At 74.3% G+C, this 13245-nt stretch carries 17 protein-coding genes; 8 read left to right on the forward strand and 9 right to left on the reverse strand.

What is annotated here, in order from left to right; all coding sequences use genetic code 11:
- Positions 1–148: 148 nt before the first annotated feature.
- Both XF36_RS35800 and XF36_RS35805 read right to left on the reverse strand, forming a co-directional pair.
- Positions 149–670: an IS5 family transposase gene (locus tag XF36_RS35800; protein ID WP_414706231.1), complete on the reverse strand. Its 522-nt coding sequence runs from the start codon at positions 668–670 to the stop codon at positions 149–151.
- Positions 594–1046 carry an IS5 family transposase gene (locus tag XF36_RS35805; protein ID WP_060710991.1) on the reverse strand — a complete coding sequence of 151 codons (453 nt, stop codon included), beginning with the start codon at positions 1044–1046 and terminating at the stop codon, positions 594–596. The genes XF36_RS35800 and XF36_RS35805 overlap by 77 nt, the downstream gene beginning before the upstream one ends.
- Positions 1047–1187: 141 nt before the next feature.
- Here XF36_RS35805 and XF36_RS21955 point away from each other — a divergent pair, with 141 nt between their 5' ends.
- On the forward strand, positions 1188–1475 hold the full coding sequence (locus XF36_RS21955) for a DUF1540 domain-containing protein (RefSeq protein ID WP_060713416.1): 288 nt from the start codon (positions 1188–1190) through the stop codon (positions 1473–1475).
- Here XF36_RS21955 and XF36_RS21960 read toward each other — a convergent pair.
- Positions 1460–1876 (reverse strand): hypothetical protein, encoded by a 417-nt coding sequence (locus tag XF36_RS21960; protein WP_060713417.1) that lies wholly within the window; start codon positions 1874–1876, stop codon positions 1460–1462. The genes XF36_RS21955 and XF36_RS21960 overlap by 16 nt on opposite strands.
- Positions 1877–1925: 49 nt before the next feature.
- Positions 1926–3464 (reverse strand): long-chain-fatty-acid--CoA ligase, encoded by a 1539-nt coding sequence (locus XF36_RS21965; protein WP_060713418.1) that lies wholly within the window; start codon positions 3462–3464, stop codon positions 1926–1928.
- A 59-nt stretch (positions 3465–3523) separates the two neighbouring features.
- Between XF36_RS21965 and XF36_RS21970 the strand changes: the two genes are divergently transcribed.
- Positions 3524–4252, forward strand: coding sequence for a GntR family transcriptional regulator (locus XF36_RS21970; protein WP_060713419.1), 729 nt, complete (start codon positions 3524–3526; stop codon positions 4250–4252).
- Positions 4252–5397, forward strand: coding sequence for an acyl-CoA dehydrogenase family protein (locus XF36_RS21975; protein WP_060713420.1), 1146 nt, complete (start codon positions 4252–4254; stop codon positions 5395–5397). Before XF36_RS21970 ends, XF36_RS21975 begins: the two co-directional genes overlap by 1 nt.
- Before the next feature lie 3 nt (positions 5398–5400).
- Here the strand turns inward: XF36_RS21975 and XF36_RS21980 are convergent, their stop codons facing one another.
- The gene (locus tag XF36_RS21980) at positions 5401–6786 is read right to left on the reverse strand and encodes a glycosyltransferase (protein ID WP_082375581.1); all 1386 of its coding nucleotides are present in this window, start codon (positions 6784–6786) and stop codon (positions 5401–5403) included.
- A 272-nt stretch (positions 6787–7058) separates the two neighbouring features.
- Between XF36_RS21980 and XF36_RS21985 the strand changes: the two genes are divergently transcribed.
- Entirely contained in the window at positions 7059–7328 is a 270-nt protein-coding gene (locus XF36_RS21985) for a hypothetical protein (protein ID WP_060713422.1), read from the forward strand.
- Between the two features lie 74 nt (positions 7329–7402).
- Positions 7403–7759, forward strand: a complete 357-nt coding sequence (locus XF36_RS21990) for a tetratricopeptide repeat protein (protein ID WP_020624570.1) — start codon at positions 7403–7405, stop codon at positions 7757–7759.
- Here the strand turns inward: XF36_RS21990 and XF36_RS21995 are convergent.
- The 3 genes from XF36_RS21995 to XF36_RS22005 are packed head-to-tail and all read right to left on the reverse strand — an operon-like array spanning position 7746 to position 10447.
- Positions 7746–8606: an HTTM domain-containing protein gene (locus tag XF36_RS21995; RefSeq protein ID WP_060713423.1), complete on the reverse strand. Its 861-nt coding sequence runs from the start codon at positions 8604–8606 to the stop codon at positions 7746–7748. The two genes, XF36_RS21990 and XF36_RS21995, sit on opposite strands and share 14 nt — an antisense overlap.
- Positions 8600–8929, reverse strand: coding sequence for a hypothetical protein (locus XF36_RS32640; RefSeq protein ID WP_060713424.1), 330 nt, complete (start codon positions 8927–8929; stop codon positions 8600–8602). Before XF36_RS32640 ends, XF36_RS21995 begins: the two co-directional genes overlap by 7 nt.
- Positions 8930–8968: 39 nt before the next feature.
- On the reverse strand, positions 8969–10447 hold the full coding sequence (locus XF36_RS22005) for a family 16 glycosylhydrolase (protein ID WP_145981456.1): 1479 nt from the start codon (positions 10445–10447) through the stop codon (positions 8969–8971).
- 249 nt (positions 10448–10696) lie between these two features.
- Here XF36_RS22005 and XF36_RS22010 point away from each other — a divergent pair, with 249 nt between their 5' ends.
- The gene (locus XF36_RS22010; protein WP_082375584.1) at positions 10697–11881 is read left to right on the forward strand and encodes a class I SAM-dependent methyltransferase; all 1185 of its coding nucleotides are present in this window, start codon (positions 10697–10699) and stop codon (positions 11879–11881) included.
- A gap of 12 nt (positions 11882–11893) precedes the next feature.
- Here XF36_RS22010 and XF36_RS22015 read toward each other — a convergent pair whose 3' ends face one another.
- Positions 11894–12334: a VOC family protein gene (locus tag XF36_RS22015; RefSeq protein WP_060713427.1), complete on the reverse strand. Its 441-nt coding sequence runs from the start codon at positions 12332–12334 to the stop codon at positions 11894–11896.
- Between the two features lie 190 nt (positions 12335–12524).
- Here XF36_RS22015 and XF36_RS34915 point away from each other — a divergent pair, with 190 nt between their 5' ends.
- Both XF36_RS34915 and XF36_RS22025 read left to right on the forward strand, forming a co-directional pair.
- Positions 12525–12653: a hypothetical protein gene (locus XF36_RS34915; protein ID WP_255357066.1), complete on the forward strand. Its 129-nt coding sequence runs from the start codon at positions 12525–12527 to the stop codon at positions 12651–12653.
- A complete protein-coding gene (locus tag XF36_RS22025; protein ID WP_064485482.1) occupies positions 12650–13240 on the forward strand; it encodes a hypothetical protein in 591 nt (196 codons plus the stop codon). The genes XF36_RS34915 and XF36_RS22025 overlap by 4 nt, the downstream gene beginning before the upstream one ends.
- The last annotated feature ends 5 nt before the right edge of the window (positions 13241–13245 follow it).

Raw genomic sequence — 13245 nt, forward strand, 5'->3', positions numbered from 1 at the left:
GGGCCCGTGCGGCGGACGGCGGACGCGACGGGTGACCGACGGCTGCCGTCACCGGCCCGCCACCTCCGTGCCCACTGCGGATCACCCATCCGACGGGTGCGCAATATGATTCATACCACTCGATTGAGAGGTGTGCCGCAACAGACCCCTAGGGTGTGTCTCCCAATGCGCGGAGCCAGGTGACGATTGCCTTCAGGACGGCGCCGCCGCGGAAGGTCAGGGCGAGCTTGTCGTAACGGGTGGCCAGCCCGCGCCACTGCTTGACGTGGCAGAATCCGCGCTCGACGACGTTGCGGTTTCGGTAGTCGACCGGATCGAATGCGGGCGGTCGGCCGCCGCGTGAGCCGCGTCGTTTGCGGTGTCCCTGCTGGTCAGAGGGCTCCGGAATGACAGCGATGATCCGGCGCTCGCGCAGGTGCCGGCGGATCGCGCGTGAGGAGTAGGCCTTGTCCGCGCGCACGCGTTCGGGCCGGGTCCGGGGTCGTCCCGGGCCCGGTCGGGCGATGCTCAGGTGCGCCATCAGGTGCGGAAACATTGGCGAGTCGCCGCCCTGGCCGGGGCCGAGGAGGACCACCAGCGGGCGGCCGTGCCCGTCAACGAGCTGGTGGATCTTCGTCGACAGCCCTCCGCGGGACCGTCCCAGCGCGTGATCTGCTGGTTCGGCGAGCAGATTCGTGTAGTTCGATCCGGCCCCCTGTGTCGCGCTTGAGGGTCGCGGCGTGCTGGTGGGCACGGATGATCGTGGAGTCCACGCTGACCGCCCACCCGAGCACCTCGGCGGCGTCGGCCTCGACCAGAAGAGCAGCCAGGATGTGGTCCCAGGTGCCGTCGCCGCTGTAGCGGCGGTGCCGCTTCCACAACGTCTGCCACGGCCCGAACTCGGCTGGGACGTCGCGCCAGGGAAGCCCGCACCGATACCGGTAGATGATCCCCTCGAGCACCCGGCGGTCATCGCGGAACGGGCGCCCGCGACGACCCTCGGAGGAGGGCAACAGCGGCGCCAGACGGGCCCACTGGGCATCAGTCAGGACAGCGGTGCGCGGCACCGATCAAGCATCGCGCACCCCGGTCCGCCTATTTGGGAGACACACCCTAGGTCGGGAGTGCAAGTGAGGCGGCCCGCACCGCCGGTCAGGCGAGCCTCTGTTGACTGGCGCGCGTCACGCGGCCCCGACAACCTGAGCGCCATGACCACGGCTCAGGACATGCCCCAGGTTCAGCAGTGTGCCGCCACCAGCTGCTCCTACAACTCCGACTCCAGCTGCGGTGCGGGGGCGATCACGATCTCCGGTGAGCACGCCCACTGCGGCACCTTCGTCGAGATCTCGTTCCGCGGTGGCAGCGGCAACGGTCTCGTTGGTGCCTGTCACCGATCGGACTGTCGGTTCAACGAGAAGCTCGAGTGCACCGCGTCGTCGGTGGACATCGGCGCGGGCGCCGACGCCGCCGACTGCCTCACCTACGAGGCCAAATAGGCCAGCTCCTCCATCCGGACCTCGCCGCGCTCGTCGACGCGCACCGCGCCGTCGGCGACGGCGAGGGCCGCGACGGGGTCGATGTCGTCGACGAGGACGGCGACCCCGTCCGCGACGACCGCCCGCAGTGCGAAGAGCACCGTGCTGCGGTCGTGCGCGTCGAGGCCGTCGGTCAGGCGGTCGGCGAGGACCATCGCGGTGAGGCCCCGACGGACCGCCTCCACCGACGCCAGCCGGTCGGCCGCCGACTCGGTCGACCGCGCGCCGAGCCTGCGCACCACGGCATCGTGCCCGTCCGCGCACCGACCACTCGCGTCGTCGAGCCGGTTCATCGTGCGGCGACGCTGCACCGACGGTCCGAGCAGCACCGTGATACTGCCGGTCGGCAGACGCAGAGACATGAAAGCCCTCCCTCACCGGTACTGAGGCGAGGCTAACCGATGATCTCGGTCAGGTGAAGGCCTTGCGGTAGGTCTCGCGCAGCTCGCGCTTGAGGATCTTGCCGCTGGGGTTGCGCGGCAACGCCTCCACGACGTCGACCGAGCGGGGCCGTTTGAAGCCCGCGATCCGTGGCCGCACCCACTCGATGAGCCCCTGCGGATCGACCGTCGCCCCCGGCCGCGGCACGACGACGGCCTTCACCGCCTCGCCCCAGCGCTCGTCGGGCACCCCGATCACCGCGACGTCGGCGACGTCGGGATGCTCGGACAGCACGTTCTCCACCTCGATCGGGTACACGTTCTCCGCGCCGGTGACGATCATGTCCTTGATCCGGTCGGTGAGGAACAGATAGCCCTCGGCGTCGAGGTAGCCGCCGTCGCCGGTGCGCAGCGTGGCGTCGTCGCCGAGCGCGACCGCAGTGTCCTCGGGCCGGTTCCAGTAGCCGGCAGTGACCTGGTCGGAGCGGATCCGCACCTCCCCCACCTCCCCCGGTCCGAGTACGCGACCGGTCGCCGGGTCGACGATCGTCAGCTCGACCCACGGGTAGGGCCGGCCGGCCGAGCGCATGAGGTGTGCCCGCGGGCCGTCCGGGTCGTGGTCGGCCGGATCGAGCTGGGTGATCGCACCGGTGGTCTCGGTCGCGCCGTAGACCTGGAACAGCGGCGCCCGGAAGGTCTCGACGACCGCACGCAGCGCGCCGACCGTGATCGGCGAGGCGCCGTAGGCGATCGACCGCAGCGCCGACCAGTCCCGGTCGGCGGCACCGGGCACCGCGGACAGCATCTGCAGCACGGCGGGGACGAGGAAGGCGTTCGTGACACGCTCGTCGGTCATCGTGTCGAGCAGCGGGCCGGGGACGATGTCGGCGACCAGCACACAGCGCGCGCCGGCGGCCAGGCACACCAGCGCGTAGCCGACCCCGCCGATGTGGAACAGCGGCATCGCGACCAGCGCCGACGACGTGTGGTCGATCGACCAGTGCCCGGCGGCGAGCAGAAGCGCGCTGAACTGCCGGTGCGCGAGCAGCACACCCTTGGGCAGGCCGGTGGTGCCGGACGTGTAGAGCTGCAGCACCGTGTCGTCCGGGCCGGATCCGGCAGGCGGCGACGGCGGCAGGACGGTGGTCGTGGCATCGCGCCAGGCCGCGTGGTCCTCCCCCACGACGACGACCGGCCGCTCCCCGAACGCCACGCGCAGCCCGGCGAAGTCCGGGCCGAGCACCACCAGCCCGGCCCGGGCGTCGTCGACCAGCGCCAGCAGGTCGGCCTCGGTGAGCCGGGTGTTGAGCGGGACCGACACGGCGCCGATCCGCGGGGCGGCGAAGAGCAGCTCCAGGAACTCCGGCCGGTTCTTCCCGATCCACACGACGCGGTCCCCCGCGCCGAGACCGAGGTCGCGCAGCGCCGCCGCGGTCCGCCCGGCCCGCTGCTCCAGCTCGCCGTAGGTCGTGGCGACGCCGTCGACCGACAGCGCGACGAGGTCCGCACGGGCCGGATCGGCCAGGATGTCGGTGAGCCGGAAGTCCTCGGCAGAGCTCTGACCTGGCACGTCGTTCTCCCTCGGTCGTCGGTGACGCAGGTTCGACAGAATCGTATATGATAGTTGTCGTGTCGACGGCCGACTCCGTGCTCGACCTCTCACCGGGTCGCACCCCCCAGCTGCCCGACCGGATCGCGCTCGTCCTGCGGGACCGCATCCTGTCCGGCGAGCTCCGACCGGGCACCTTCCTGCGGATGGACCGGATCGCCGCCGACCTCGGCGTCAGCCACACCCCGGTCCGCGAGGCGCTCCAGTCGCTGCGCGCCGAGGACATGGTCCACGCGGTGCCGCGGCGCGGGTTCGTCGTCGCCGAGCTGACCCGCGACGACGTCGCGGATCTGTTCGAAGTGCAGGCCGACCTGACCGGGACGCTGGCCGCGCGTGCCGCGCGACGACTGTCCCCCGCCGACCTCGCACCGCTGCGCGAGCTCGCCGACCGGATCGCCCGGCTGTGCGAACGCACCCCCGAGACCCACGACCCGGCCGAGCTGGACCCGCTGGTGTCGGCCGAACACCGGCTGCACGCCGAGATCAACCAGTCGGCGGGGTCGCGCAAGCTCGCCTGGCTGGTGGGGCGCTCGTCGCACTACCTGCCGGCGCACTTCTACACCGGTTCGCCCGCCTGGCGGACCGGCGCGGTCGACGCGCACGTCGTCCTGCTGGACGCACTGGGCGCCGCCGACCCGGACGCGGCGCAGGCTGCGATGCGCCGCCACGTCCTCGACGGCCGCGACCTGTTGCTCGCACACCTGGACCGCACCGGAATGTGGACCCACCACGACGAAGGAGTCATCTGATGCCCGTCACCCTGACCGAGGAGCAGGCCGCCCTGGCCACCGCGATCGGTGAGTTCTGCCGCCGCGAGGTCGGCTCCAAGGAGCGCCGCGACGAGCTGACCGACGGCGGCCGGCACGCCCACTCCGACGAGCTGTACCGGAAGATGGCCGAGCTGGGCTGGGTCGGCATCGCGGCCCCGGAGGCCTACGGCGGCGCGGGCCAGGGCATGCGCGAGCTGCTCGTGTTCCTGGAGGAGACCGCCTACGGCCAGGCTCCCATCGCCGGCTTCGGCACGACCGCCATCACCGCGGCCGCGATCGAGAAGTTCGGCACCGCGGACCAGAAGCAGGAGCTGCTCGGCGGGATGTGCCGGGGCAACGTCCTGGCGATCTCGATGTCCGAGCCCGAGGCCGGCTCCGACGTCGGCGGCCTGAAGTGCAAGGCGACCAAGACCGAGAGCGGCTGGCGGATCGACGGGCAGAAGACCTGGTGCTCCAACGCGCACATCGCGTCGCACATCCTGCTGGTCGCCCGCACCTCCACCGAGGGCGGCAAGCACGACGGCCTCACCATGTTCGTCGTTCCCGCAGACGCCGCGGGGCTGACCGTGCGCGGCATCGAGACGATGGGCGGCAAGGAGGTCAACGACCTCTACTTCGACGCCTGTGAGCTGCCCGCCGACGCCGTCGTCGGCACCGAGGGGCAGGGCTGGCGCCAGCTCATGGCCGGCCTGAACCTGGAGCGGATGATGCTCGCCGGGCTGATGCTCGGGCTTGCCCGCCGCGCCTTCGACGACACCGTCGCCTACGTCAAGGAGCGCAAGCAGTTCGGCCGTCCGGTCGGCACCTTCCAGGCGCTGCGCCACCGCATCGCCGACAACGCCACCGAGCTGGAGGCGACCCGGCTCCTGGTGCACGACACCGCGCGGGTGATCGACGAGGCCCCGGCCGGAGCGCTGTTCCCGCGCGAGGCCTCGATGGCCAAGCTCAAGGCCACCGAACTCGCCAAGCACCTGTCCCTGGAGGGGATGCAGATGCTCGGCGGCTACGGCTACGCCACCGAGTACGGCATGGAGCGGCTGCTGCGCCAGAGCGTGGTCTCGACGGTGTACGGCGGAACCAGCGAGATCCAGCGCGACATCATCGGCAAGTCCTACGGGCTGTAGGCCTCAGGCCGCGGAGTTCCGGGCGAGCTCCGCGGCCCCGCGGTCGTCGTCCGCCTCGGCCTGCTGGTCGGGACGCGGGGCGGGGACGGCCGTCGGACCGACGTGGGCCGCCGCCTCCGCGCGGACCCGCGCGGCCTCGGCGGCACGGCGGATGTGCGCCGGGACGAGCGCGGACCGCTCGGGCAGCCGCATCGGCGGCACCGCGCCACCGTTGCGGCGCACCTCACGGGACCGCTGCAGGTAGGCCCAACCGCCACGGGCGAGCCGGCTGCCGCGCTCGACCAACCCGCTGTCGGGCATCGCGTCGCCGGCGCCGGCCTCGCGGTCGGAGATGTGGCGCAGCCGGGCGACCGCGGCCGGGAGTCGGCGCAGTGCGACCGACCGGCCCTGCGGGGACAGCGCCACCTTGGCCAGGAAACTGCCCAGCCCGACGGCGTAGCCCTCCATCTGCTTGCGCAGGGCGGCCTGGTCGGGGCGGTGGTGGTGCCACAGGTAGGCGCCGGGTGCGTAGCCCAGGACGTGGCCGGCGAGGATCGTGCGGACGAGGAACTCGCAGTCCTCGCCGCCGTGGGTGGGGGTGCCGGGGCCCATGGCCTCGTCGAAGCCGCCGACGGCGCGGGCGGCGCTTGCGCGGACGGCGAGGTTGGCGCCGATGCCGAACAGGCCGGGGGCGAAGGGGAAGATCGGGGAGTCCGCGGGGGGTTCGGCGAGGGTGAACCGGCGGGGGGTGAAGCCCTTGTTCCAGGCCAGGGCGACGTCGGCGGCGCGTTCCTCGGGGCTGGCGAGGCGGGCGGCCAGGACGGGGCCGGAGACGCAGGCGAGTTCGGGGTCGGCGGCGAAGGCGCCGGCGATGCGGGAGGCCCAGGCGGGGTCGACCTCGGTGTCGTCGTCGGTGAAGGCGACGATCTCGGTGCGGGCCTCGGCGAGTCCGCGGTTGCGCCCGATGGACGCGCCGCGGCGCGGCTCGCGGACGTAGCGGACCCGGTCGGAGCCCGCGGCACGCACGACCAGCTCGGTCCGCTCATCGTCCGGGTCGTTGTCGACGACGACGACCGACAGCGCCGGGTGGTCGGAGGCTAGGACCGCGCGCAGGCAGCGGGCCAGCGACTCGGGGCGGTTGCGCGTCGCGACGACCACGGTGACCGGGTCGGTCGCGGACGGCGCGGCGGCGACGGTGTCGGCCGCGGGCAGCCCGCCCACGGCGAGCGCGAGCTCCGCGGCCGTCGCCCGGCCGCCGCTCAGCGGCACCGTGACCTGGCCCTGCGGGGTGCCACCGACGGTGACCAGCAGCCGTGCCGCGGCGAACCGCGGATCGACATCGAGGTCGCGGGCCGGGGCGAGCCGGTCGAGCTCACCCACCCAGGTCGGTACGTCGGGAGTCGTCGCCATGAGCCCTATCCTGCTCACCGTCGCTGTGACGACGCTGAGACCGACCTGTGGGGACCACGGAGTGTGGGACGCACCACCCCGGACGGAGCCCCGCCCGGTGCCGCAGACCCGCCACGAGCCCCGGGGCCGGGGCCTAGGAGCGCTCGCGCGCCGCCAGCACCTCGGGGATCCGGTCCTCGATCCAGCCGACGAGCCCCGCGAGGTGACCGGTCACGGCAGCTGACCTGCGGCGGGGTGGTCGGCACGACCTCACAGCGCCCGGCCGCCGTCCGGTGGCGGGCGGGCCGGGCGAGCACGCCGGGCGAGCCTACGAGCTGCGCGGTCCGCTGTGGACCTACGACGAGCTGGCCGCGACCATCGCCGCCGAGTCCGGGCAGCCGGTGACCCACCGCCGGATCCCGCTCGACGAGGCAGGCGACCTGGCGTTCGTGAGCGGGCTCATCTCGTCGGGACTGTTCTCCGAGCCGTCGGACGACCTCGTGGCGCTGCTCGGCCGTCCGGCGACCGGGATGCCCGAGCTGGTCCGCGCCGCCCTGGCCTGAGCCGGGAACAGAACGACCGGCCCCGCGGTTGTGGTTGACGCATCAACCGAATGGGCCGGAAGGAGGCCGCACCGATGAGGATCGACGCGCTGTCCTGGATGACCGGGACGGAAGCAGGGCCCGCCGACCGGTGGGAGCACGCCGGGTACCTGTTCGACTCCGGCGACCCCGCGGGGGCTGCGACGGTGCTCGCCGAGCTCGTCGCCGAGCAGCCCGAGGCCACCGCGGTCCGACTGCTGCTGGCCCGCGCGTACTACCACTCCGCGCAGCTCGGCCGGGCCGAGACCGAGCTCCGCGAGCTGGTGGAGCGCGAGCCCGCCGACGGCTACGCCCACCTGCTCCTGGGGCGCACCCTGCAGCGCCGTTCGCGTCACGACGAGGCCGCGCCGCACCTGCGGCTGGCCGAGGCGATGGGCGTCAGCGCCGGGTGACCGTGCTCGGCAGCGCCGGTTCCGACCGGCGCTGCCGGGGCACCACGACCGGGCCGGTGAGCCCGTCGACGACCGGGACACGGTCGACGAACAGCAGGTAGCCGCCGCAGGTGAGGGTGGCGAACAGCCCGAGCTCGACCGCGGCGTGCACCCCGTCGGACAGCATCACGATCATGCCGAGGTGCAGCCCGAGCCCGGCGACGACGGCGACCGGCCGCAGCCGCGACGACCACAGGCCGAACGCCACGAACAGCTCGGTGAGCACCGCACCGAAGGCCATCGGCACCAGGAACAGCGGGGTCAGGATCGCCGCCGGGACCAGCACCGAGTCCCATGCCCAGGACGCCAGCCCGTTGCCGGACAGGAAGTCCGGGCGGATCTTCGAGAGCGCGGCGTAGACGTAGACGATCGTGATCTGCGCCCGCAGCACCAGGACCGGCGCCGCCCACACCCGGCCGGTCCCCTGGTCACGCCACGAGCGGACAGACCAGGCGGCGTCGGAGTCGGTGAACGACAGCAGCACCGCCACGGTGAACAGCAGGTAGGTGTGGTTGGAGTAGTAGCCCGCGCCCCAGACGAAGCCCGCGGTGCACGACGCGACCACCAGGGCCGCCACCCGCGCGTTCCACCCGACGACGAGGGCCAGCGCCGCCAGCCCCATCACCGCGCCGAGTGCGAGCCAGACCGGTGCGGGCACCACCGGGCCGGCCCCGAACAGCGGCCCGGCCCGGGTCCCGAGCAGCGGGCTCGCGCCGAGCTCCAGCGCCTTCGCCCCGGCGACGAGCCCGACCAGGACGCGGTACCCGGCCAGCGGCCGTGCGGGGAGCGTGTCGGGGATCCTCAGCACGGCTGCTCCCGCTCCGGACGGCCGTCCCAGGTCCGGGACACCGCGGTGAGGTCGGGGTTCGCCGCGCACAGCAGGTCCGGGACCGTGGACCCGTAGTGGACGGTCCGCTGGGGCCACGGCAGCACCGCCGTGTCGAGACTCCGGACGGCGCCGTCGGCGGTCCGTCCGGAGTAGGCGTAGTCGGTCGAGGAGGCGACGAACATGCTCCACGAGTAGCTGCGCGGCGGGTCCGTGGTGATCAGACCGACCGCGGGGATCACGGCCTCCACGACGACGACGCCCGCGAGCAGCCATCCCGCGGTCCTGCGCGTGAGTAGCGACACATCCTTCCCATCGCGCAACGGCGTCCTGGCGTTAGCCGGTCACTTCGGGTCGAGGGAGTAGATCCGGACCCAGTCCACCTCGTAGGTCGCCGGCTGCATGTTGCCACCGAAGAAGTTGTCGAGCTGGATCGTCAGGTGCCCGCTCGGCATGGCCTGGATGTTCCTGCGGCCGGACCGGGCCCCGTCGGAGAAGGAGAACCACTCCTTGCCGTCGATGAAGCCCTTCACGTGGTCGGGCGTCCACTCGATCGCGACGTTGTGCCACTCGCTCAGCGGGGCGCCGCAGTCCCGCTCCTCGGCGTACTCCTGCTGCACCGCGCCGCGCCCGTGCGGGTAGTGGATGAACGCCTCGGCGCACGGCTCGCCCGGGGCGCCGTTCTCGAGGAAGTCGTACTCGCCGTCCTGGGGCCAGCGGTCCGACTGCGGCCAGATGATCAGCAGCGGGTGGTACTGCCTGCCGTTGTCCGGCCCGGTGCCCTCAGAGCGGACGCGGGCCTCCCAGCGGCCGTACTGCTGGTTGAACTTCGACGAGATCCAGGCCGAGTCGCCGTTGCGGAGCCCGGTCTGGACGAGCTTGCCGTCCTGCACGGTGGACCGGCTGGCGCAGCGGCCGCCGTTGCCGGCGTGACCGGGCCAGCACTCGCCCGCCTGGTTCCACTTCGCCGGGTCGGGCGGGCCGGTGTAGTCGAACTCGTCCGAGGCCGGGAGGGGCGTGCCCCAGCCGAAGCGCTCGGCCGCGGTGGTGGCGCCGGGGCGGGGCCGGCTCTGGTCTGCCGGCCGGGCCGAGGGATCGGCGGGTTCGACCGCCGTGGGGTCGGTCGGGGCAGCGGCCGAGGGGTCGGCGGGCTCCTCCGCCGGGCCCGCGGGCTCCTCCGCCGGGCCCGCGGGCTCCTCCGCCGGGCCCGCGGACCCGTCGGCCGGTCCCGGCACCGGGCCGTCGGCCGGAGCGGCGCGCGGCCCCTGGGGCAGCACGTCGGCGGGACCGGTCCCGCCCGGATCCTCGGCGGGGCCGGCGGTGGGGCGCGGGGGCGCCTCCCCGGGCGCCGCGGGCCGGGGTCCGGACCCCGCGGGCTCCGTGCCGGCCCGCCGGGCGGCGGGATCGGCGGCGGGCTGTTCCACGGGACCAGTCTCCCCGGTGTCCGGGCCCTCGTCGACCGGCCCGGGTGTCACCGCCCCGACCTGCGCGGACGCACCCGGCGACGCGGCGCCGGGACCGGCAGGCCGGGCCGCGACGGGGGCGGCGTCGAACGAGCCGTCGCTCCCCCGCCCGGCGCTCCCCGACGTGCCGGCGGTCGTCGCCACGCTCCCGTCGGCACCCGTCCCGCCGGCGGCCGACAACGACCGCGGAGCGGAGTCGACCGGGAACGCCGGAGCCCCCGGTGGGGTGGCCGTCGGGCCGGTGGGCACGTTCGGTGCCCTCGCCTCCGGCGCCGGCGCGGCGACGCCGGACACCGTGGGTGCCGCAGCAGCGGAGGCCGTCGCACCACCGGTGAGGGTCACGACCCCTCCGGTGAACATGACAGCACTGACCGTCACCACCGCCGCTGCGTTCATCACCGTGCGTCGTGCCAGTCCGTGCCTCATGTCCTCGATCCCGTCCCGTCCGTGTCCGGCTTGTCCGATATCGGGAACGCTAGGAGCACGGTGTACACATCAGCCACATCAGCCACCCGTCGGTGCGGTGACATCACCCTCAGGACGGTCACCCGAACCGGGCCCGCCGGCGCCCCGGGCCGCGCCGTAGACACCGCCGTGGACACTGTCGTCGTGGACGACGATCCGATCGCCCGGCTGGAGCGGCTCGCCGGGCCGGAGGGCACCGCTCTGCTGGAGCGGCTCGCCGCCGCCGACCGGGGCGGCGACGCCGCGCTCCGCCTGGGGAGCGCGCTGCGCCGCGAGCACGACGCCGGTCTCGTCGCCGACGCGATGGCCCAGGCCGGGCTGCGCGACCGGGCGGCCCGCAAGTTCGCCCGGGCGTCGCAGATGTGGTTCACCCGCGCCGGGCTGGAGCAGGCATCGTCGGAGGCGGTCGCCCGGCACCGCGCCGCCCGCTTCGCCGGGCGCGCGGTCGTCGACCTGTGCTGCGGGATCGGCGGCGACCTGGTCGCACTGGTCACCGCGGGCCACGACGTCACCGGCGTCGACCTCGACCCGGTGCACCTGTGGATGGCCGCCCGCAACGCCGCCGTGCACGGCGGCCGGGCCCGGACGGTGCGGGGCGACGTCCGCGAGGCCGACCTGTCCGGCGCCGACGGCGTGTTCGTCGACCCGGCCCGGCGGGCCGGCGGCGCCCGGATGCGGACCGGGGAGTCCGAGCCGCCGCTGGACTGGTGCCTCGGGCTCGCCCGCCGGGTCGGCGCCGTCGGGATCAAGGCGGCCCCGGGCATCGACCACGACACCGTCCCGCCCGGCTGGGAGATCGAGTTCCTGGCCCTCGGGCGTGAGCTGAAGGAGGCATGCGCCTGGTCCCCCGCGCTCGCCGGGACCCGCACTCGCGCCACCGTCGTCGACGACGACGGCCTGCACGACCTGCACGGCGAGCCCGACCCGCCGGACGGGGACACCGGGATCGCCGTCGGCGAGCCGGGGGGCTGGCTGCTCGACCCCAACCCGGCCGTCACCCGGGCCGGGCTCGTGTCGGCACTGGCCCGGCTCACCGGGACGTCCCGGATCGACCCCCGGATCGCGTTCCTGACCGGCGACGACGAGCCACCGGCCACCCCGTTCGCACGACCGCTGCGGGTGCTCGACTCGCGCCCGTGGGACCAGAAGCGGTTGCCCCGGCTGCTGCGCGACCTCGACGTCGGCGCGGTCGACGTGCGCCGCCGGGGCCTCGCCGGTGACGTCGAGGCGATCGCCCGGAAGCTGCGGGGCCGCGGGTCGCGGCACGCGACCGTCGTGATGACCCGCGTCGACGACCGGCCCTGGGGCCTGGTCTGCGTGGCCCCCTGACCTCCGAGTTCGCTATCCGCGGCCGGGGAAGTGGATGAACTCCAGCGCGATGCCGTCCGGGTCGCGGAACTCCAGCGTCGCGTAGCCGGTCGGGTCGGTCCGGTCGACGACCCCGCCGTGCGGCACCGTGAGGGCGTCCAGCCAGGCCTCCCACGCATCGAGGGTCGCCCGGTCGGCGACGCCGAACGCAAGGTGGCCGAGCGCGACGCGGGCCCGCCCGCCGTCACCGACGGCCGGGGCGTGCAGCTCGATCATCATCCCGGTCGCGGCGTCCAGGAGCAGCGCCGCCTTCTCCGATGCCCCGTCTGCGGCGTCGTGGTGCGGGAAGGTCATCGGCAGCCGTTGCAGCCCGAGCACGCGCTGGTACCAGAGCGCACTGGACTCGACATCGGTGACGGCCGCCGAGACGTGGTGGAGGCCGGTCACCGCCGGTCGTTCGATGGCCGGGCCCATGGTCGTCCTTGTCGTAGCGGACCACCCGCGGGCGGCCGGTGCTCCTCGTCGTCGCGGTGTAGTACACCACCGGCCCCCTCGGGGGCGGGCGACGCCCGCCGGCGTGATCGACCGCGCGCGCACCGGTCCGTCCCGCGCGGCCGGCGCACCGCGTTGCCAGGTCCCGACCGCGCGTGCCACCGTCGTGCCCGTGACGCCGATCGCCGGTCCCCGCGAGGTCCTGGTGCGGATGGCGTCGGTGGACCACGTCGACCCCGAGCACGCCGGTGACGCGTCGTCTCCGGACGTGTCGCAGCTCACGCTGGTCGTCCGACCGTGACACCGCCCGCGCGTACGGCGGTGGCCCCGGGCTGGACCGCGACCGTCGCGCGGCTCGTGCACGCCGCCCCGGCCGGACCGGCCGGGAACCGCCTGGTCACCGTGGACGGATTCTCCGGGGCCGGGAAGTCGACCCGGGCCCGGGAGCTGGCCGACCGGCTCGGTGCTCCGCTGATCGAGATCGAGGACCTGTGCCCGGGCTGGGACGGGCTGTCGCGGGTGCCGGCGCTCGCCCGCCGCGGGATCGGCGACCCGCTGGTCGCCGGGACGACGCTGCGGTGGACGTCCTGGGACTGGGCGCACGACCGGCCGGGGCCGGAGCGCACGCTGGCGCCGGCCGCCGTCGTCGTGCTGGAGGGGTGCGGGAGCGGCGCGGCCGCACTGGCGCCGGTGACCTCGCTGGCGATCTGGGTGGAGGCGTCGGCGGAGGAGCGGGAGCGGCGGCTGTGGGAGCGGCCGGACTGGCCGGGCTACGCCCCGTTCCGCGACGGCTGGCGGCGCGCCGAACAGGCGCTGGCCCGCTCCGGCGGTGCGCCGGAGCGGGCCGATCTCGTCCTGTACGGCGGGGCCCGGCGTCACCCCCCATGACGGCG

It is taken from the genome of Pseudonocardia sp. HH130629-09 (assembly GCF_001294645.1).
Classification (GTDB): domain Bacteria; phylum Actinomycetota; class Actinomycetes; order Mycobacteriales; family Pseudonocardiaceae; genus Pseudonocardia.